The organism is Prolixibacter sp. DSM 2831, from assembly GCF_056493735.1.
In genome coordinates this window covers 1,328,748-1,349,193 of the sequence record NZ_CM151379.1, presented here as the reverse complement: position 1 = coordinate 1,349,193, position 20,446 = coordinate 1,328,748, and the positions used below count along the sequence as shown (strand labels likewise).

At 45.1% G+C, this 20,446-nt stretch carries 18 protein-coding genes and 1 pseudogene; 13 read left to right on the top strand and 6 right to left on the bottom strand.

Annotated features, from left to right (window positions below; genetic code table 11):
* Nucleotides 1-15 precede the first annotated feature (15 nt).
* From AC060N_RS05345 to AC060N_RS05335, 3 genes are read right to left on the bottom strand one after another with little or no spacing between them, the layout of a single operon-like run.
* The gene (locus tag AC060N_RS05345) at nt 16-711 is read right to left on the bottom strand and encodes a lycopene cyclase domain-containing protein (protein ID WP_479526189.1); all 696 of its coding nucleotides are present in this window, start codon (nt 709-711) and stop codon (nt 16-18) included.
* A gap of 4 nt (nt 712-715) precedes the next feature.
* Nucleotides 716-1,552: a phytoene/squalene synthase family protein gene (locus AC060N_RS05340; RefSeq protein WP_479526188.1), complete on the bottom strand. Its 837-nt coding sequence runs from the start codon at nt 1,550-1,552 to the stop codon at nt 716-718.
* Nucleotides 1,524-3,020, bottom strand: coding sequence for a phytoene desaturase family protein (locus AC060N_RS05335; RefSeq protein ID WP_106543293.1), 1,497 nt, complete (start codon nt 3,018-3,020; stop codon nt 1,524-1,526). Before AC060N_RS05335 ends, AC060N_RS05340 begins: the two co-directional genes overlap by 29 nt.
* A 255-nt stretch (nt 3,021-3,275) precedes the next feature.
* On the opposite strand from AC060N_RS05335, the gene crtD reads away from it, so the two are divergent.
* The 7 genes from crtD to AC060N_RS05300 all read left to right on the top strand — a co-directional run bounded on the left by crtD (nt 3,276) and on the right by AC060N_RS05300 (nt 9,224).
* Entirely contained in the window at nt 3,276-4,736 is a 1,461-nt protein-coding gene (gene crtD / locus AC060N_RS05330; protein WP_479526187.1) for a 1-hydroxycarotenoid 3,4-desaturase CrtD, read from the top strand.
* Nucleotides 4,737-4,741: 5 nt separating this feature from the next.
* Nucleotides 4,742-5,395 (top strand): carotenoid biosynthesis protein, encoded by a 654-nt coding sequence (locus tag AC060N_RS05325; RefSeq protein ID WP_106543295.1) that lies wholly within the window; start codon nt 4,742-4,744, stop codon nt 5,393-5,395.
* 2 nt (nt 5,396-5,397) lie between these two features.
* Nucleotides 5,398-6,072 (top strand): fatty acid desaturase, encoded by a 675-nt coding sequence (locus AC060N_RS05320; RefSeq protein ID WP_479526186.1) that lies wholly within the window; start codon nt 5,398-5,400, stop codon nt 6,070-6,072.
* Between the two features lie 2 nt (nt 6,073-6,074).
* Entirely contained in the window at nt 6,075-6,692 is a 618-nt protein-coding gene (locus AC060N_RS05315; protein WP_106543297.1) for a 1-acyl-sn-glycerol-3-phosphate acyltransferase, read from the top strand.
* A gap of 2 nt (nt 6,693-6,694) precedes the next feature.
* Entirely contained in the window at nt 6,695-7,795 is a 1,101-nt protein-coding gene (locus AC060N_RS05310) for a glycosyltransferase family 2 protein (RefSeq protein WP_479526185.1), read from the top strand.
* Nucleotides 7,765-8,529: a tetratricopeptide repeat protein gene (locus AC060N_RS05305; RefSeq protein ID WP_479526184.1), complete on the top strand. Its 765-nt coding sequence runs from the start codon at nt 7,765-7,767 to the stop codon at nt 8,527-8,529. Before AC060N_RS05310 ends, AC060N_RS05305 begins: the two co-directional genes overlap by 31 nt.
* Before the next feature lie 140 nt (nt 8,530-8,669).
* Nucleotides 8,670-9,224: a hypothetical protein gene (locus AC060N_RS05300; RefSeq protein WP_479526183.1), complete on the top strand. Its 555-nt coding sequence runs from the start codon at nt 8,670-8,672 to the stop codon at nt 9,222-9,224.
* 5 nt (nt 9,225-9,229) lie between these two features.
* On the opposite strand, the gene AC060N_RS05295 is transcribed toward AC060N_RS05300, so the two are convergent.
* Nucleotides 9,230-9,796, bottom strand: coding sequence for a DNA-3-methyladenine glycosylase I (locus AC060N_RS05295; protein WP_153638116.1), 567 nt, complete (start codon nt 9,794-9,796; stop codon nt 9,230-9,232).
* A gap of 99 nt (nt 9,797-9,895) precedes the next feature.
* Between AC060N_RS05295 and AC060N_RS05290 the strand changes: the two genes are divergently transcribed.
* The 4 genes from AC060N_RS05290 (at nt 9,896) to kdsA (ending at nt 14,388) form a co-directional block, all read left to right on the top strand.
* Nucleotides 9,896-11,902 (top strand): tetratricopeptide repeat protein, encoded by a 2,007-nt coding sequence (locus AC060N_RS05290; RefSeq protein WP_479526182.1) that lies wholly within the window; start codon nt 9,896-9,898, stop codon nt 11,900-11,902.
* 3 nt (nt 11,903-11,905) lie between these two features.
* A complete protein-coding gene (locus AC060N_RS05285) occupies nt 11,906-12,139 on the top strand; it encodes a hypothetical protein (RefSeq protein ID WP_479526181.1) in 234 nt (77 codons plus the stop codon).
* Nucleotides 12,136-13,416 (top strand): replication-associated recombination protein A, encoded by a 1,281-nt coding sequence (locus AC060N_RS05280; protein ID WP_479526180.1) that lies wholly within the window; start codon nt 12,136-12,138, stop codon nt 13,414-13,416. Before AC060N_RS05285 ends, AC060N_RS05280 begins: the two co-directional genes overlap by 4 nt.
* A 147-nt stretch (nt 13,417-13,563) precedes the next feature.
* The gene (kdsA, locus tag AC060N_RS05275; protein WP_479526179.1) at nt 13,564-14,388 is read left to right on the top strand and encodes a 3-deoxy-8-phosphooctulonate synthase; all 825 of its coding nucleotides are present in this window, start codon (nt 13,564-13,566) and stop codon (nt 14,386-14,388) included.
* 62 nt (nt 14,389-14,450) lie between these two features.
* Here kdsA and AC060N_RS05270 read toward each other — a convergent pair whose 3' ends face one another.
* Complete coding sequence (locus AC060N_RS05270) at nt 14,451-15,683, bottom strand: nucleoside recognition domain-containing protein (RefSeq protein ID WP_479526178.1); 1,233 nt, start codon at nt 15,681-15,683, stop codon at nt 14,451-14,453.
* 376 nt (nt 15,684-16,059) lie between these two features.
* On the opposite strand from AC060N_RS05270, the gene AC060N_RS05265 reads away from it, so the two are divergent.
* Both AC060N_RS05265 and AC060N_RS05260 read left to right on the top strand, forming a co-directional pair.
* Nucleotides 16,060-16,818: a hypothetical protein gene (locus AC060N_RS05265; protein ID WP_479526177.1), complete on the top strand. Its 759-nt coding sequence runs from the start codon at nt 16,060-16,062 to the stop codon at nt 16,816-16,818.
* A gap of 162 nt (nt 16,819-16,980) precedes the next feature.
* Nucleotides 16,981-18,501 (top strand): annotated as a pseudogene (locus AC060N_RS05260) (IS1182 family transposase); the annotation flags it as partial.
* A gap of 208 nt (nt 18,502-18,709) precedes the next feature.
* Here the strand turns inward: AC060N_RS05260 and AC060N_RS05255 are convergent.
* On the bottom strand, nt 18,710-20,431 hold the full coding sequence (locus AC060N_RS05255; RefSeq protein WP_479526176.1) for a RagB/SusD family nutrient uptake outer membrane protein: 1,722 nt from the start codon (nt 20,429-20,431) through the stop codon (nt 18,710-18,712).
* Nucleotides 20,432-20,446 lie beyond the last annotated feature (15 nt).

Here is a 20,446-nt window from a genome sequence, read left to right as displayed (position 1 = left end):
TACACTTATTACCTGTCACTTACTATTCTTCCGAAAAAGCACTTTGTAAAAATCAGTCACCATTAAAAGCAGCAAAAACAAATAGATAAAATCTTCCAGCGGAATCGTCATAAAACGAATGCCGATATTATCGGACGGGTTGTACCGAACCACCGGAAGGCTGGTGAGGATTCCGTTCACAATCGAGAATGGAATTAAGGCAATCAGGTAGGCAATCAGAAAGTGGGCCAGCCAATTGATACGACGTCTGAAAATGAGAATCATAACGAGGTAAGAAGCGGTCAGAAGCGACACAATGAAAGTGTAGTACCGATTTCGAAAATAAAGTGAGAAAACCAACAACAGGCCAGCTAGGACGATCAAGACCGCTTTATTTACATATTTTGACCGAAATTCCGCTTCCGGGAAATAAAAAACAATTACATCAAAAATAAAAAGACAGCTGAACGGGATAATCAGGAAAAAAAGCCACTCTTCCACCGGAAGGTGCCAAATCTGCCATCCAACAATGTACTTTTCATTGAACCCCCAGATAGCGGCCTGGGTAAAAATGATATCCCACAAGATGAATAAGACCGCTGCCCGCAAGATGGCAGGAAACAGAAATTTCCAACGCTTATAGTAATGCACCTTCTTGTCGAAACTAAGCAATAACGGCCCGAGAAGGCTCAGGAATAAAAGAATAAAATATGTATACTTTCCGGTAGCCATTTAATTAAATAATCAAACCAAAAGCATGACGGGCATACGCCGTAAAAAGCAATGTCATTTTTCGAAATCCCGGAACACGTAGCCGCGCTTTCAGGATATGATTTGGTTTGGTATGTTTAATTTTTTCGAATAATTTACGATAATACAAATAGGCAAGATAAACTCCAAGACGAACGTCGCGGTGTAGCCTGATGATTCCCTGAAAAGCCTCTTTAAAATCAGCTTCAATATCCTCCTCTATTTTTCGCTTGGCTTCCTCATCGAAACATGAAAAGTTGATATCTTGAAAATAAAGGCGTCCTTTCCCCTGGTAATCATCTTTGATGTCGCGCAGGAAATTCACTTTCTGAAAAACCTCTCCCAACTTTCTCGCCGGATAGACTAATTCCTGGTAAGTCTTGTCGTCATCCGGATAGAAAACCCGCAAACACATTAATCCAACCACTTCGGCCGAGCCATAAATGTATGTCTTGAGACGCTTTTCATCGTACACATCAAAATCCAGATCCATCTCCATGCTGTCGAGGAAAGCGTCGATGAGCTGATGAGCAATATGATATTTGTTTACCACATACTGGAAACTGTTCAGCACCGGGTTCATACTGATGCCCCGCTCAATTGCCTCGTAGGTTTGCTTCCGGAACTCCTGCAAAAGCTCCCGCTGCTGATACTCGAAGAAGGTATCGACAATCTCATCCGCAAAACGGACATAACCATAAATGGAGTAAATCGCATCACGGTAACGGGGTTTCAACATCAAAATCCCCAGCGAGAACGATGTGCTGTAGTTACGGGTGGTAACACGACTACAGTCAATGCTGGTTTTCAGATACAAGTCCATAAGCCTGGTTTATTCGTTCAGTAACTAACCGGGAGCTGATAACCGTCATTGGCAAACCCGTACCGGGCGTGGTCGAAGCTCCAACATAAAATACATTGCGGAAATATTCATCGAAATTTCGGGGACGTAATCCCCCAACCTGCATCAGGTTATGTCCCAATCCCAATCCGCTTCCGCGGAATAACCGGAACTTCGACTCCCATTCGACAGGTGAGAAAACCGTTCGCGAGACAATGCGCTCCCTCAAATTCGTTCCGGTCCGTTCGGAAAAGTCATCGATAATCCGATCGGCAATTTCTTCGGCATCGTCCCAGGAGGGCTTATATCTCCTATCGGGAACAGGACAAAGGATAAAAACACTTTCGTGCCCTTCCGGAGCATAATCCGGATTATGCATCGAAGGAATATTGACGTAATAATACGGCTGATCGAGGCTCACTTTGTTTTCAAAAATTCCCCCTGCATATTCCTCAAAGTTCTTTCTCAGAAAATAGTTATGGTGATACATGTCATCCAGCTTCCCTTTGATTCCGAGGTAAATCGTCAACGGGGCCATGGTCCAGTTCATCTTATCCAGCTTGGCTTCAGAATAAGCCGGTCGTTTCAAAACTGCTCCACGGAACCAGGCTGCGTCAGCGTTTATCACATAGGCATCGGCATTCCAAACCTTTCCTTCACCGTCTACCAAACCGGTTATCTTTTTACCATCCGCCTGGTAGTCGACAATCTCGGTATCGAAGGCGAACTGAACGCCTCTCTTCTTCAGTTCATCCATCAGCGTAGTGACAATTTTGTACATGCCACCTTCCACGTTGTAATAGCCGTCGTGTTCCATTTCGGTATATGACAGCAGAGTGAAAACCGCCGGTGTATTAAACGGCGTATTTCCCAGGAAGAAGCCAACCAACGAAAAAATCACTTTTACTTCGAACGAGGTAAAATGACGTTCCAGCTCTTTCCACATCGTTCGAAACAATTTCGGCGCATGCTTCAGCGGAACCCGCGTTAATTGCAACGCGTACTGTAAAATCGAATCAAAATTTCGTCGAATGATCACCTGTTCGGTATCGTGAAACAAGCGGCCCGTTTCATCCAAAAAACGGCGCATCTTCAATTCAAAATCAGGTTCTACATCCCGGAATTCATTAGCCAGCAGGCTCAGATTCTTGTAAATTAAGCGTGGTTTATTTTCGTCAGCAAAATGAACAGCATATAATGGATCTAACTCTACAAAACGGAAGGGCATCTCCAACCCGCAATAATCCATGAGTTCGCGAAACTCGTAACTCATGCTGAAAAAGGTCGGCCCCAGGTCCCAGGAAAAACCATCCTTCTGTAAAAGATTTAACCGGCCTCCGGCCTGGTTATTCTTCTCTACCACCATCACCCGATACCCGTCAGACGACAGACGGAGTGCGGTAGACAAGCCTCCAAGACCGGCACCAACAACTATAACTGATTTTTCCATTCGTCAATAGATTAGAAAGATTCTTGCTTTATAAATCATTAAATTGAGTCCTTAAAAACAGTAAGAAATCAAAATATTGTTTAATTTTTTATTCTCAAAGTTAAACAAAATTGTTTTCCTTTGGTTCAAAGGGCAATGGTTATTTTCATTAAAATGTTAGAAATTCTATTTAGTCAGGCTGCAAGTATGTCAAGGACAACAGCTTAAATTATGTATAATTTACACAAATAAAAAGATAATCACCACATAATTCGCATGAAAAAGGTAGTCGTCATCGGAGCAGGAATAGGAGGATTGGCATCAGCAATTCGTTTGGCAGCGAAAAATCACCAAGTCACTGTTATTGAGCAGGAATCACAACCCGGCGGAAAGATGTCCGAAATCCGGGCCGGAGATTTTCGTTTCGACACGGGGCCGTCGTTGTTAACCTTACCTCACCTGGTAGAAGAGCTATTTGAGCTGCTGGGCGAAAAAGCCGAAGACTATCTTTCCATTCAAAGACTGGAAGAATCGTGCCGCTATTTTTATCCGGAAGGAAAAAGGATTCGTGCCTGGACATCGCCGGAAAGATTCAGCGATGAACTTGAGTCGAAATTAGGAGAACCCAAAGAGAATACGCTGCGCTACCTGAAAAAGGCAAAACGATTGTACCACTTTACAGCGGACCTGTTTATTTTCTCATCTCTTCATCGATTAAAAACATTCCGTAACCGGAAAACGTTCGGCACGTTGATGCGTCCCGGCTTGCTAGATCCGTTTCGGTCACTGCATCAGGCTAACAGACGAGCTTTTCAGACCAGGGAAGCACAGCAGATATTCGACCGGTATGCCACTTACAACGGATCCGATCCATTCCGGGCTCCCGCAACCCTGAAGATCATCTCCCATTTGGAACACAATACAGGCGCATTTTTCCCCTCGGGAGGGATGTACAAAATTGCCAGCGAATTGCATCAACTCGCTATGCGCCACGGAATAACTTTTCAGTTCAACACACGGGTCGAATCACTTACAACCGCAAATGGAAAAGTAACCGGAGTGGAAGCGAACAACCAGCACATCCCGGCCGATATAGTCATCAGCGATATCGACATTCATCACTTCAAGCGACAGTTTCTAAACCAGCAAGTTCAGAGAAAAGAACGGCCGGAATTGTCTTCCTCGGCGTTGATTTTCTTCTGGGGAATGAACACGCAAAGCGACGAAACGGGTCTGCACAACATTTTCTTCAGTTCCAACTACATGGAAGAGTTTAGAATGTTGTTTTCGCAAGCCGCTATCAGCGACGACCCGACCATTTATCTCTACATCAGCAGTAAGATGGAAACCGCAGATGCCCCCTCTGGCAAGGAGAACTGGTTTGTCATGGTAAATGCCCCGGCTGACAGCGGTCAAAACTGGGACAATTTAATTGAGCGGACGCGTCGGCATATCATCTCCAAACTGGAAGCACAACTCAACATGGAAATCGAAAAACATATTTTAGTCGAAAAACGTTTAACTCCAAGAGATATCGAGCGCCGTACCAGCTCTGAAGCCGGGGCCCTGTACGGCTCAAGCTCCAATAACATTTTCTCCGCTTTTATGCGGCATCCTAATTTCAGTAAACAACTGAAAGGCCTGTATTTTACCGGAGGGAGTGTGCATCCGGGAGGTGGAATTCCTCTTTGCCTGGCTTCGGCAAAAATTGTATCCGACATGATACCCAAAGAATAACGACCATGAAAAACCTTCGAAAATCATTACAAAACGTTTCACAAGTTACTCTACGAAGAGTGTTGATGTTGTTTTACGCCGTTGGCCTTATCGGGCTGGTTTTCCCTGATTCAAGGCCATTTTTCCAGGCCATCACCCCCATTTTTCTGGTTGCAACCGTTGTTTTGCTTTATCTCTTCGAGGAAAATCCGACTCCGGGATTGTATATTGCATCGTTCCTGGTTTTTGCCATCGGTTTCTTCGTTGAAGTTATGGGCGTAAAAACAGGACATGTTTTTGGAGTATATGAATACGGCACGACACTCGGCCCGAAACTCTTTGAAACGCCTATTATTATTGGTGTTTTATGGCTTATTCAAATCTATTGTGTTTATACGATATTAGAACCGTTTTCATTTCCGCTATGGCTGAAAGCGCTTGTCGGAGCCGTGATTTTGGTCGTGTTCGATTTGATACTGGAACCGGCAGCCGTTAAAACCGGGATGTGGAACTGGAGTAATGGTGAAGTTCCGTTTCAGAACTACCTGGCATGGTTCATCACGTCAGTCGTGATGCTCGATCTGTTTCATCTGTTTCGCTTGAAAACAAAAAATCATATGGCCTTGCCACTAATGGCGATACAGCTCGTATTTTTTCTTTTCCTGGGAATTTTATTGTAATCATGGGAATTTTGCTGGCCATCATTATCATCCTTTTCTGGACTACTCATCTTATTTATTCTTTGCTCTACGTCCAGACATCCATCGCCAACCCATGGATGTGGTTTCATATGCTGGTTCAGGGCTACCTGTACACCGGCCTGTTTATCACAGCTCACGACGCCATGCACGGCACGGTTTCCGTTAACCGGAAAATCAACAATTTCCTGGGCTGGCTCGCAGCTTTTCTGTTTGCCGGCATGTGGTTTCCACGACTACGGCGCAAGCACATGCTTCATCATCAATTTCCGGGTACGGAAAAAGACCCCGATTTCAATGAGCGCCATCAGAACTTCTGGCTCTGGTGGTTTGGCTTCATGAAAAATTATGTCACCTGGTACCAGCTAATTATCATGGCAGTACTGTTCAATCTGTTGGCGATTATCTTCCCTCAACCGGCGATTTTCGCTTTCTGGGTCATCCCGGCTTTTCTGGGTACACTACAACTTTTCTATTATGGAACTTATGTTCCTCACCGGAAACCACACACGCCAGACATGGATATTCACCGGACCCGAACACAGAAACGCAACCATGTGAAAGCGATGCTTACCTGCTATTTCTTCGGCTACCATCACGAGCATCATCTATTTCCGCGTATTCCCTGGTGGCGACTCTATCAAACAAAAGAGCAATAACCATGATAAAAGCGAAACATCTCTTTTGGCAAACTAATTTCTTCAACGTTTATGTTCCGCTCATCCTCCGATGGGACTTTAGCAAAGTAACATTCGTCAACCAACCTCCGGTTTCAGATGAACCGATTCTGTTAATCGGCAACCATTTTTCGTGGTGGGACGGATTCATCGCTTATCACCTCAACCGAAAGTTTTGGAACAAGTGCTTTCATGTGATGATGCTGGAAAAAGAGCTTACACAGCGGATGTTTCTGAACAAAGCCGGCGCTTACTCCATCAACAAAGGCAACCGCAGCATCCTGGAAACCATGAATTACACCGCCGAATTGCTGCAGGACTCCGGTAATATGGTGGTCATCTACCCACAGGGAAAAATCCAGTCAATATATAACCGCTCTTTTTCTTTCGAGAAAGGGATTAGGTTCCTGACAGACCGGAGCAATCTTAATTTCCGGATTGTTTACTACGTGGCTATGGTCGATTATTTTTCCAACCGCCGCCCTGGACTGTATCTCTACTTTCAGGATAAAGGACTTTCCGGAAGTTATTCCTACCCAGACATAGAGAACGACTTCAACCACTTTTACCGTGACTGCATTGCTCAGCAAACCAACCAATAAGGATGTACACATTTGCCATCATATCGTTTGTATTCCTGTGTTTACGGCTTATCATTGCCTTGGTGAACTTCCTCACCCGCCCAACAAATTTCACGGTTTCCCTACCGGAAGAAAATCCGACGGTATCAATTCTGATTCCGGCCCGAAACGAAGAACATAACTTACCGGCTTTACTCAAATCCCTCAGCAAGTTGACTTACCCGGATTATGAAGTCGTCGTCTGCAACGATCATTCCACAGACAGTACACCTGAGATTCTGGAAAAATTCAAGCAACAAGCAAAAAATTTTCGATGGTTCACCAGCAAAGAACTTCCCACCGGATGGTTGGGAAAGAATTTTGCGTGTCACCAGCTCGCCGAAAAAGCAACCGGAGATTACCTGCTCTTCCTCGACGCAGATGTCACTATTCAACGCGACTTTCTGTCTCCCATAATCAGCAGGGCTATTCAGGCAAAACTTTCGCTTCTCTCCATCTTTCCCCGGCAGGTTATGTATTCGAAGGGAGAAAAATCAACCGTTCCGTTAATGAACTGGATATTGATTAGTCTCTTGCCTTTGCCATTAGTCAAGTTATCGAAGAAACCTTCGCTGGCAGCTGCCAATGGCCAGTTCATGCTATTTGAAGCAAACAACTACCGTGAAAATAGATGGCATGAACAGGTAAAAGTGGAAAATGTAGAGGACATTTTAATTATGAAAAGAATGAAGAAAGCAGGCCATCCGACAGAAGTGCTGGCAAACTTCGGTGCAGTTTCCTGTCGAATGTACTCCTCTTACCGGGAAGCAGTGGAAGGTTTCTCGCGTAATATTCATCAGTATTTCGGAGGTAGCTCAGCCATTATGTTGCTCTTCTGGTTGCTCACCGTTCCGGGAATTTTGCTGGCCTTGTTGATGCTTCCAGTAGCAGGAATGTTCATATTAATCGGGCAAATTCTTCTTTTGAGAATTATCATCTCGTTACACAGCGGCCAGTCAGTTTGGACCAACCTCTACTATCATCCGGCACAAATGGCTGCCTTAACAAACATCATCGCCCGGAACCTTCTGGGGAAACACAAAAAAACCGTAAAATGGAAAGATCGGGAAATACCTTTTGGCTAACAGTGTGTTTTCTTCTGGTTGCCGGTCTGTCCAACGCTTTTCCGCAAGAAAAACAACCGAAAGAAACACCTCTTGATTCCATCCGGCATCAGATAAAAACCAGCTATCTTCAAAGTAAAATGGACAACTGGCCGTCACTCATGGCCCAACTTGAACGCCAACCAAAGTCGGATGATTTCAACTTCATATTTACGCTCTGTCAGGCGCAATATGGCTATATTGGATATCTCCTTTCGGAAAAAAAGAAGAAAGAAGCCAAACAGCGCATCGAAAAGACAATGACAATTCTGGATCAGGCCATTATTCAATACCCGGATTCAGCAAAACTCTATACTTTAAAAGCAGCTCTCATCGGTTATCAAATAGGTTTAAAACCATGGAAAGCGCCTTGGTTGGGGCCACAAAGCCAGGAAAACATTGAGCTGGCTAAAAAGTTAGATCCAAAGGAACCTAGTGTATGGTTTGAAGAGGGAAACAGTTACTTCTTCCGTCCGGCTATTTTGGGTGGCAGTCGCGAAACAGCTATCCGGAATTATGAAAAAGCCTGGAAATTGATAAATGCCGAACCAGATGCGAAAAAAAACTGGTTCTATTATTATGTCGGGGCGTGGCTGAGCAACGCATATCTGGAAGACAACCGGAAAAAGGAAGCAAACAAACTGTTCAAACAACTACTAACCGAAGCCCCCGATTTTAGGTGGGTAAATGAAGAGTTGCTTCCGCGCAGCAAGTAATACCAGTGTCTGGAAGAAGGCAACGTCATAAAACTTGAAAAAACAATAAAAAACCTTAGTAAATTAAGGGAATACACAACATTTTCTTATTTTAATGGTTGGCATATTTTGCACCGAAGACAGAAAAGCAAAAAAAGAAAATGGATAGCACTATCAGGAAAAACAAAATCATTGACGCATTAAAACTGGAACTTCGCTGGCATCCGGAAGCAAGGCTAACGGATCTATATAAAAACTTCTTCCAGGACCGTTATGGCCCCGGCCATCTGGTAGAAGATGTCGACCGTGCGTATGACTACCTGGAAAGAGAGGTCAGAGAAGCGAAACAGTTTGATGTTCCCGATTTGCTTCCTCTGGGTTACCGCCAGCAGTTTTTCAGAGTTAACCTGAAACTGCTGAAAGAAGATATTATTCCAATCGAAGTCTTTTTTCCGCTTTTTCTGGAAAGTGCGCAATCCGTTAATCCACCTGAAATAACGGAGTGGAGAGCAGAGTGGAATGATATTCTCGAAATTATCAGGGAAATCACACCTGCGCTCAACAATTTTGCCGAAGACGAAAAAGCGCTCGAAGACCAGCTGCAAAGTGAAAATTACGTGGGGCATCACAGCCAGGTTTACGAAAAGCTTTACCACCCGCATTACCGGCTGCTGGATTTTTCGCGCGCCAACTTTCTGAAAAAACGGTATCTATAAAATGATTATTCTGCTACTTCTTTGTACCTAAAGCAATCTACCAGGTGATCATTCACCATGCCGGTAGCCTGCATGTGTGCATACACGATAGTAGGCCCAACAAATTTAAACCCGCGCTTTTTTAAATCCTTTGAGATTTTTACCGACAGCCGAGTTTGTGCAGGAATTTCATTCAGTTTCTTCCACTTGTTCTGAATCGGTTTCCCGTCAACAAAGCTCCAGATGTATTTATCGAACGACCCAAATTCCTCCTGCACTTTCAGGAAAGCCTGCGCATTGGTAACGGCAGAATTAATTTTCAGACGGTTGCGAATCAGATCGGGGCGTTGCAGCAGTTCTTCGATTTTTGCTGCATCATAACGGGCAACCTTTTCCGGATCGAACTGGTCGAAAGCATCCCGGTAGGCTTCACGCCGTTTCAGAATAGTTATCCAGCTCAACCCGGCTTGGGCTCCTTCCAAAATCAGGAATTCGAACAGTTTCCGATCATCATGGACCGGAACGCCCCATTCTTCATCGTGGTAACGGATATAAATATCTTCGTTGGTACTCCAGGAACATCGGTGCATCATGGCTTGTTTTTTGTTGTAAGGTAAAATTAAAAAACCATCAGGTACGAAACACCTATAAAATGTTATTTTTGTTCATCATATAATCCGGGATTCTTGCCGATGAAAAGACTGATTTCACTATTATTTCTTGTAATGAGCGTGTTGCCGGCCATGGCCCAGCTCAACACCGACCACTATTTTTATGTCGGCAAGAGTCGAATTTATTTTGGCAACTATGTAGGCGCTATCGAAAATTTCAACATCGTTATTAAACTGAAGCCTTACCTTCCCGAGCCTTATTTTTATCGGGCTGTTGCCAAATATTACCTCGAAGATTACCGTGGAGCCAAGGAAGACCTGGACAAAGCAATTTCCATCAAGCCTTTTTACCCCGAAGCCTACATGGAGCGTGGGATGGCTAATCATGAACTAGGCGATTTGAAAGCGGCCATAGCCGACTACGATAAGGCAATTCAACTCGACAATGACAACGCAGCCATTTATAACAACCGTGGAATCGCCAAAGTGTCGATGGACAGCATCGATTCCGGAATCGCCGATTATACCAAGGCAATAGAGCTCGACCCGACAATGGCCAACGCCTATCTGAACAGAAGTTCGGCCAAGCAAATGAAAGGCGATTTGGACGGTGCTATCGCCGACTGTAACAAGGCAATTCATCTGCGTCCACACTTTGCCAGCGCCTGGCTGATGCGCGGTATTGCCAAATTCGAAAAAGAAGATTATGCCGGTGCGTTAAAAGACTACGACATCTGTATCCGACTCGATTCGAAAATGGCGCAAGCATTTGTCAACCGCGGAATCGTCAAACACAAACTGGGTGACCCCGAAGGCGCAATTATCGATTATGACATGGCCATTAAACTGAATCCGAATATCGCGGTAGCCTGGCTGAACAGGGGAATTGCCCGGGAAACACTGGGAAGGCCCGGAGCAAAACAGGATTACGCGATGGCCAAACAGCTCGACCCGCGTTTTGCCGAGCAAGAAAGAAGGTACGAAGAAGAGCAACGTCGTCAACAACAGCAATACTACGCTTCGGCTGGTTCTTCATCTTCGCAGAAAGCAAATCAACAACAAGGAAAACAAACAGCACAAGCAGGAGGCAAACAACAGCAAAATACAGCCGCCAAAGTCGATTCGACGTCAACAAAATCTTCTGTGCAGGCGGGCAACGCATTAGCTGCAGCTGACTCAACCAACAATAAGTCGAAAGCAACCGGCCCGTACACCCGGAAACGTCGCCGCCGCCTCATCGTGGTGGATGACGAAGGAGACGTGAAAGAAACGGAAATAACCGATGGCAAAGTTCAAAACCGGAATGTCATTATCAAACTGGAGCCGGACTTTTCAATCTCCATGTTCCACAAAGATTCGGTTGACTATGACAAGCTGCAATATTACAGCATGACCATCGATGCATTGAACCAAAAGAATCACAACGACCCATTCCTGGTTATCACGAACAAGCCGGCAAAAGACAACGAATGGCGTATGCAGCAATACCGCGATCGGATTGCGGTGGAAACGGCCATTCTTCAAACCAATCCAAAAGACGAAAGGGCTTATTTGAACCGGGCAATTTATTACGCTTTGGATAACAAATTCAACGAGGCTATTCAGAATTATGACAAGGTGATTTCTCAGGATTCGCATAACTTGCTGGCCTACTTTGGCAGAGCTACGGCCCGCATGCAAATGACCGATTATATTCAATCATTGAATACATTGCCTGAGCCCGAGACGATCAACCTAGGTGGAAAAAACGCCGCTTCACAAAACAACAAACCGAAGACACAGGAACAAATACTCGACTACGAAAAAGTCATCAAGGATTATGAAACGGTAATTTACATGAATCCAAAATTCATCTTTGCATGGTTCAATATGGCCAATACCAAAGTGAAGAAAAAAGATTACTACAGTGCCCTGGATGACTATTCGAAAGCCATTAAGCTCGAGCCTGACTTTGCGGAAGCCTATTTCAACCGGGGGCTGACCCGAATATATCTGAACGATATCGATGGCGGCGCGTTGGATTTGAGTAAAGCTGGTGAGTTGGGAATCGACGAAGCCTACAGCATAATCAAACAATATTGCAATTGATGTATGGACGACAATCGGTTGAAAAATCTTTCAGATGATGAATTAAAGCGTAAAATCAATCAACTGCGTGCACTTATCTGGGCCGCAGTTGGAGTCATCATAGCGCTTGAGGTTTTTCTGCTGGCAACCGGGCGTAGTAACGTCCTGCTGGTCGTACTACTGTTTCCATTGACACCATTTATCCTGCGTTCGAACAAGTACTACCGGGAATACCGGAAAAGAAAAGGAGAATTATGAGCAGCAACCAGCCTCTTGCTGAACGTCTGCGCCCGAAAACATTGCATGATTATATCGGGCAACAACACCTGGTCGGTGAAAATGCCGTCCTGCGCAAAATGATTGAATCAGGAAATATATCCTCGATCATTCTGTGGGGGCCACCCGGCGTGGGGAAAACCACGCTAGCTAAAATCATTGCCAACACGTTGCATCGGCCATTTTATGTTCTGAGCGCGATTAATTCCGGTGTGAAAGATGTGCGTGAGGTGATTGACAAAGCGCAGAAACAGCAATTCTTTTCGTCGCCCAATCCAATTCTCTTTATCGATGAGATTCACCGGTTCAGCAAAGCACAGCAGGACTCGTTGCTGGGCGCTGTTGAACAGGGAATAGTAACGCTGATTGGAGCGACAACGGAGAATCCTTCGTTCGAAGTCATCTCTCCCCTGCTCAGTCGCTGTCAGGTGTATGTTTTAAAATCGCTGGAAGCGGAAGACCTGATGACGCTCCTTAACCGTGCGTTGACAGAAGATACTGAGCTTTCGAAAAAGAAAATAACAGTAGACGAACACGAGTCGTTGTTTCGGTATTCCGGTGGCGATGCCCGCAAATTGCTGAATATTCTCGAGGTCGTCCTCAACTCCGAAGAAGGTGATGAAATTGTTTTAAACAACGAAAAAGTCACCAACCGGTTGCAGGAAAACCTGTCGATGTACGACAAGAAAGGCGAAATGCATTACGATGTAATTTCGGCATTCATCAAGTCGGTTCGTGGCAGCGATCCCGATGCAGCTGTTTATTACCTGGCCCGCATGCTCGACGGCGGTGAAGACATCAAATTTATTGCCCGGCGTCTCGTTATTCTGGCATCCGAAGATGTCGGACTGGCCAATCCTAATGCATTGTTATTGAGCCAAAGCACATTCGATGCCGTCCACAAAGTCGGCATGCCGGAAGCCAGGATCATCCTTTCGGAATGTACCATTTACCTGGCCACTTCGCCCAAAAGTAATTCTGCATACGAAGCCATCGACAGTGCCCTGGCAGAAGTTCGCAACTCCGGTCATCAGCCGGTGCCGTTGCACCTGCGCAACGCCCCGACCAAACTGATGAAAGAGTTGGGCTACCAGAAAGGTTACAAATACGCCCACTCGTATGACGGGAATTTTGCTGAACAGGATTTCCTTCCGGAGAAACTTCGTACGAAGCGATTCTATCATCCGCAAAACAACCCGGCAGAGCAGAAAATTCTGGAACGCCTGAAACAATGGTGGAAACAACGTTTCACCAAATAATCAGCTTGCAGGAACCACTTCCGGACACGAAAACAAATCGAATTCAACTAAAATTAAACGGTTTTTCACTACCATTGCAGTCTCGTTTTCGGCATACAAATGTTTGATATCGGGATAGTTTGAATAGCAAAGAACAAGTACATTACCATGATTTTTAACGGAATTGACCATATCCGGCATAAAGAGAGCGACAATTTCTTTCTGCTGGCCGGCCCCTGCGCCATTGAAGATGAAACCCTGGCGCTACAAATTGCAGAGCGTATTGTTCGTATCACCGACGACCTGAAAATCCCATACATTTTCAAAGGCTCCTACCGGAAAGCCAATCGGTCGCGCCTTGATTCCTTCACCGGCATCGGCGACGAAAAAGCGCTGAAAATTCTGCGTAAAGTGAACGAAACGTTCGGTGTACCCACCGTTACGGATTTTCACAGTGCACCCGAAGCGGCTATGGCAGCCGAATATGTCGACATGTTGCAGATACCGGCATTCCTCTGCCGCCAAACCGATATTCTGGTAGCAGCTGCCGAAACCGGCAAAGTAGTTAACATCAAAAAAGGGCAGTTTCTTTCGGCCGGAGCCATGAAGTTTGCAGTAGATAAAGTTAGAGAATCCGGTAACCCAAATGTGGTCATCACCGAAAGGGGAAGCACCTTTGGTTACCAGGATTTGGTAGTGGACTATCGCGGTATACCGGAAATGAAGGAAACCAATGAATGCCCGGTTGTCATGGACATTACACATTCACTGCAGCAGCCCAACCAGTCATCCGGAGTAACGGGAGGGAAGCCCGAGCTGATTGAAACGATTGCCCGGGGCGCTATTGCCGTGGGCGCGGATGGCCTGTTCATCGAGACACATCCCGACCCGGCCAGCGCCAAATCGGACGGAGCCAACATGCTCCACCTCGACAAACTGGAAACCATGCTGAAAAGGCTCACCATTCTGAGACAAGCCGTTAATCAGCTATAAAAAATATTTTCCGGAAAGGAACAGATTAGCAGGAATGCGGGCAACTTCCCTTTCCTGCTTTTTTAATGGAAGAACATATAGGAAATCAGGATTGCTGCGACGATACCTGTAAAATCGGCAATCAATCCGCAGGTTACCGCATACTTGGTATTTTTGATTCCAACCGATCCAAAGTAAACAGCCAGAATATAGAAAGTCGTATCGGTCGCTCCCTGCACGGTGGACGCTACCCGTCCGACGAATGAATCGGGACCATAATTTTTCATCGCATCCACCATCATGCCCCGTGCACCACTACCACTCAACGGTTTCATCAAAGCGGTGGGCAAAGCATCCACAAAGTCGGTGTTAATTCCCATCGAATGAAATATCCAGGCAATCCCACTCGTAATAAAATCGAGTGCTCCGGAAGCCCGAAAAACGCCAATAGCAACCAGAATGGCCACCAGGTACGGGATAATTTTAATCGCAGTTGAAAAACCGTCCTTCGCCCCCTCGATGAAGGTTTGGTACACGTTAATTTTTCTGACAACTCCCAACGTGATGAATGCGATAATGGTGGAAAACAGAATCACATTGCTCCCCACCTGCGAGTAAAGCGTCACCTGATCTTTCGAGAGTGTCGACATCCAGGCAATCATACCGACAATCAGAAGTGTCAATCCGCCGAGATAGGCCAGAATCACTTTATCGTAAAGTTTGATGCGCTGGTAAATGGAAACGCTGATAACACCGGCCAGGGTGGAAAAAAACGTGGCCAGCAATATGGGAATAAAAATATCCGCCGGGTCAGCCGCTCCCAGCTGCGCCCGGTACACCATCACCGAAATGGGGATGAGCGTCAACCCCGACGTATTCAATACCAGGAACATGATCTGCGGATTCGAGGCGGTCTTCTTCGATGGGTTGGTTGCCTGCATCTCTTTCATGGCCTGCAATCCCATTGGTGTAGCTGCATTATCCAGTCCCAGCATATTCGCCGCCAGGTTCATCATAATAGAACCATAAGCCGGATGGTCTTTCCCCAGGTCGGGAAACAGCTTATTGAAGAAAGGCCCGATAAGACGGGAAAAAATCTTCACAACTCCCCCTTTTTCACCTATCCGCATGATCCCCATCCAAAGAGTTAAAACGCCGGTTAAGCCAAGAGAAATCTGGAATCCGGTTTTCGCCATATCAAAGGTGGATGCTACCATGTCGGTAAAAACGGAAGTATCCCCGAAGAATATAAGCTTGACCAAACCGAAAATAAATGCGGTAAGAAAAAAGAAAATCCAGATGTAATTCAATGCCATAAAAAGCGTTTTATATTTCAGGATGGGTCCGGATAAGGTAACAATTTGTTACTGCCGGAGCGGAATCAGGCGTAAATTTAAAAAAATCCGGGAGCATATCTTTACCAGAATCGGGTAGCTTTCATAATTATTCAGTGATAATTTCTTTTTGCAAAAGAAATATCCGAAAAGTCAATAAGAAAAGATACTGGTTGTCAAATCATTTTCATGAAATTGTCAGTTTTAACAACTGACGACGAAACGTTATTGCGTCTTTTCCCGTCAAGGAGATAGAGCGCAACGGCGGGAAGAAATTCCGGATTCCGCCTGATTAATACGAATAAAAAATATACTTTGGCTTAAGCAATCTGGTTGATTTTACTTAAAAATGAATTATATGAAATACATATCTGTCCTTTCATTGCTTCTGCTATTCACCGTCAATGCTTCAGCGCAATCCGAAAACTGGTCGTTTGCGTTGTCAATGGGTGGCGCCTGGCCGGTGAATGCGTTCAAAAACAATAATCCTGACAATGTGAAAGCCGGTCATGCCGAAAAAGGTTTCAACATGACACTTGAGTCGAATTATGCACTCCAGGATAATCTGTCACTTACCGGAATGCTCAATTTCGGCAATAATCCGGTCAACCGGGATGGCGTTGGCACCAGGCTGGAAAACATGTTCAAACAGAACTACGACATCACGGCAACTGAGCGGGATTACCTAAAACTAAATTCCAACTCATGGCTTTGGGGAAGTATTTTGGTCGGGCCAAGATACAGTATCAATTTCAACACCTTCAGTTGGGATTTTCAGGCGCTGGGAGGCGTAAATGTCAATTTGGTGCCCAACCAGCAGCTTACTTATGACAATCCGAATAATAACTGGTTTTATATCAATCATGCCACCAACCGGAATAACCTGGCATTTGCATGGAAAGCAGGAACAGCTTTGCGCTTCGCCGTCTCTCCCCGAACTAATTTACAGGTTGGCCTGAGCTACTTTCAATCGTCCGCTAAAATTTCCCGCGAAGAAAAGGAAGTAGATAAAGGAACCGGCGCCAATCTTACCAGAGCCATCATAAGCGAGGAGAGTAATCACTACAAGCTTTCTACTCTGAATGCCACCATTGGGTTCGTTTATTATTTGGAATAATCCCAGCAGCGACAATACTTCTTCAATAAAAAAATCTTTCTATTCAGAATTCGACAGTAAGAAATCATAACCCTAAGCAAATAAGAAGAGGCTGTCCAAAAAGTAAAATTGGACAGCCTTTGTTTTTGTTGTCGCTTTAAGGTTTGTATCTTAAAGGTGCTAATGACAACACGATCAAACGTACGATTTAAAAGTGTTACTTCCCAACAGTCAGTACTGTTTCCGGGTAACCTAAGCGATAAAATAGCGGCTAATCACCCGGTTCGTCTGGTTAACCAGGTTGTTGACCAGTTAAACATAGACGATATTTTATCGACCTATAAAGGAGGCGGAACAAGTTCGTATCATCCGCGGGTAATGATTAAGATACTGTTTTACAGTTATCTGAACAATGTCTATTCCTGCCGGAAAATAGAACGGCAACTTCAGGAAAATATCCATTACATGTGGCTTTCGGGTGAAGCAACGCCTAATTTCAGGACCATTAACAATTTCCGAAGTCAGAAATTAAAAAATAAAATCCATCAGTTGTTTGCCTCGATGGTTCGGTTGATGAACGAAATGGGGTACGTGAGCCTGGATGTACAATACATTGACGGGACAAAAATCGAAGCAACGTCAAATCGCTATACGTTTGTTTGGCGTGGCTCGGTTGAAAAATACAAGGATAAGCTTGAAGCCAAAATCGAAAAGGTATTAAAAGAGATTCAGGCAAGCATTGAAGTGGACTCAGCTTCCCCTGAAGAAGACCACCTGCCACAGCCGATTGATTCCGAACTGTTACAAAAGAAAATCAACCAGTTAAATGAACAACTCTCAAAACTGAACAGGAAACAGCAAAAACAGTTGAAACAACTGGAATCGGATTCCCTGCCCAAACTGAAAAAATACAAACAGCAACTCGAAACCCTGGGGCAAAGGAACAGCTACTCGAAAACCGATACCGATGCCACCTTCATGCGCATGAAAGAGGATCATATGAAAAACGGGCAGTTAAAGCCTGCTTACAATACTCAAATCAGCACGGAGAACCAGTTTATTACCCATTTTTCACTCCATCAACGTCCCGGCGATACCGCCACCCTGATACCGCACCTTGACCATTTTGGAGTACTTTACAACAGGCGATCATCCACGGTGGTTGCCGACTCAGGCTATGGCAGCGAAGAGAACTACCAATATCTGGAAAATCAGGATATAAAAGCCTTTGTCAAGTACAACTACTTTCATAAAGAACAAAAAAGAAGTCAAAGAAATAATGCTTTTTTGCCAGCAAACCTGTATTATAATAAGGAAAAGGATTTTTATGTCTGTCCCATGGGACAACGCATGAACAGGGTGAGTAACAACAGGCGCAAAACGCAGTTGGGATATCAATACCAGGTGAGTATCTACCAGTCACAAAATTGCACCGGATGCCCGCTTCGGGGGCTGTGCTATAAAGCCATGGGGAACCGAAAGCTCGAAATCAACCACAAGCTAAATCGATTACGCCGGCTGGCAAGAGAAAGGTTAACCAGTGAAGAAGGCCTTTACCACCGCAGCATGCGCCCCATCGAACCGGAAGCGGTGTTTGGGCAGCTGAAATCAAACAACAAATTTAACCGGTTTACCCTCAAAGGATTATCCAAGGTGGAAGTAGAGTTTGGGTTAATGGCCATTGGACACAACTTGAGGAAGTTAGTGGCCCTAACTGTGTCCAAACATCCGAAAAATTCCGTTCCTTATACAATTATTTTCGTTTTTGAAGCAATATCCTGCACAAAAGCAGACATACAACAATGCCTACCAAAAATCAGCAAAATGTTCGGAACAATCAGGTTAGCTGCTTAAAAAATGAGGCCGCCCTTTTTGGACAGCCTCTTTTTTATTTCATGTATTCTTCGTTCTGTTAGTAACCCGGATTCTGTTGCAATACACTTTGTCCATCAACCACCGAGAGGTCGATTTGTTGCTGAGGAATCGGGAAGTATTCGTTCTTTCCGGCCGTAAAGCTGGCACCGGTAAGGTGAGTGCGCTTAGTAGCTTCTTCTGTCAGGTAAGCATTCATTACGTCAGCAGCAATACCCCAGCGTACCAGGTCGAAGAAACGCATACCTTCCATGGCAAACTCGAGGCGCATTTCCCACTGAACAGCACGCAATGCATAGGCCTGATCCGGGAACGAAGTATACGGCTCAACGTCATAGTTGGCAGCTGGTGTACCATCATCAAATTTGACAACAGAACTATTCTTCGCACGGTTACGAATCTGGTTGACTAAATCCATCGCTGTACCCAAATCGTTTTCCTGAGCAGCTACTTCAGCACGCCACAGAATAACGTGAGCCAGACGATACATACGGTAGTTGTTCGCATTTACACCGGTTGCCCAACCGGAAGTAGTTGACAACGTTCCTCTTTCTGATTTCAGGAACATATTCTTCTTGTACAGGTAAGGACCACCGTTACCCAGGTCACGTACCCAGGTTTTATTTCCCTGAATACCCCAGTCAAGATACGGAATACCAGGACGTCCTACGGTGAAATCCAAACGTGGGTCAACCGGATCGGTATAGGTGTCGGTTATTACATTCTCGCCTGAAGCATCCAGACTAGGAATGTCCGAATCGTTAAAGGTGTTGAACAATGGAAGACCATTGGCATCCACCTTGTATGCATTCACCAGGTTCTGTGAAGGCTGGTGGAATCCACAACATACACCAATAGCAGGTGCATAAGGGAAGTTCAACGCGTCACCATAACCTCCGTTGAAGGATTCCGGAGCACCATCATTCACTGAATACTGCACCTCAAAAATAGATTCCGCATTATTGTTATAGGCAATCAGGTAGTTTTGCTGGAAATCATCCATCAATACAAACGGACCATTATTAATCACATCATCCAGCAAAGGTTTTGCTTCGCTATACTTCTCCTCGAACATATATACACGTGCCAACGCCGTTTCGGCAGCCCACTTAGTGGCAAAACCTACATTAGCCTCAGATTCGTTCAGATTTTGCACGGCAAACTGGAAGTCTGCTTCAATTTCCGGCCATAACATATGGTCATTCGGTACTGATTCCGGTGCTTCAGTGTTCTCATCGATATAAGGCACTTGCTTGTAAGTACGGGTCATATCAAAATAGAAATGTGCACGCAGGAAACGGGCCTGACCTGCAAACCACGCTTTTTTGTCAGCTGATACCACATCATCCGGGGTTTCGGCTATTGCTGCCAATACCTCGTTACAACGAGCAATTCCATCGTACAGGGCATGCCATTTATCGGATACATAACCGTTGGTTGAAGTAACTTCAAAACGCTCAATCGGGTTGATAGTAGACTGGTCACCCGCCTCTGAGCCTTTGTAAGCATCGTCGGAAGCAACTGAGCCCCACACCCAGTTCGATACAGAACCGGCCCAGGCATAGGTACCAGCCCATCCGGCATCGGTGCCCTCACCATCAAGTGCCGCATATGCTCCGATTAACAGAGCGTTAATTCCCTTTTCGTTGTAGAATTGGGAAATCGATGCTGACCCCTTTGGTTTTAATTCAAACCAGCTGTCGGAGCAAGAGTAAAACGTTCCGACAACAGCCAATAAGGTTAGGAAAATTATCTTTTTCATAATCAATTTCTTTTT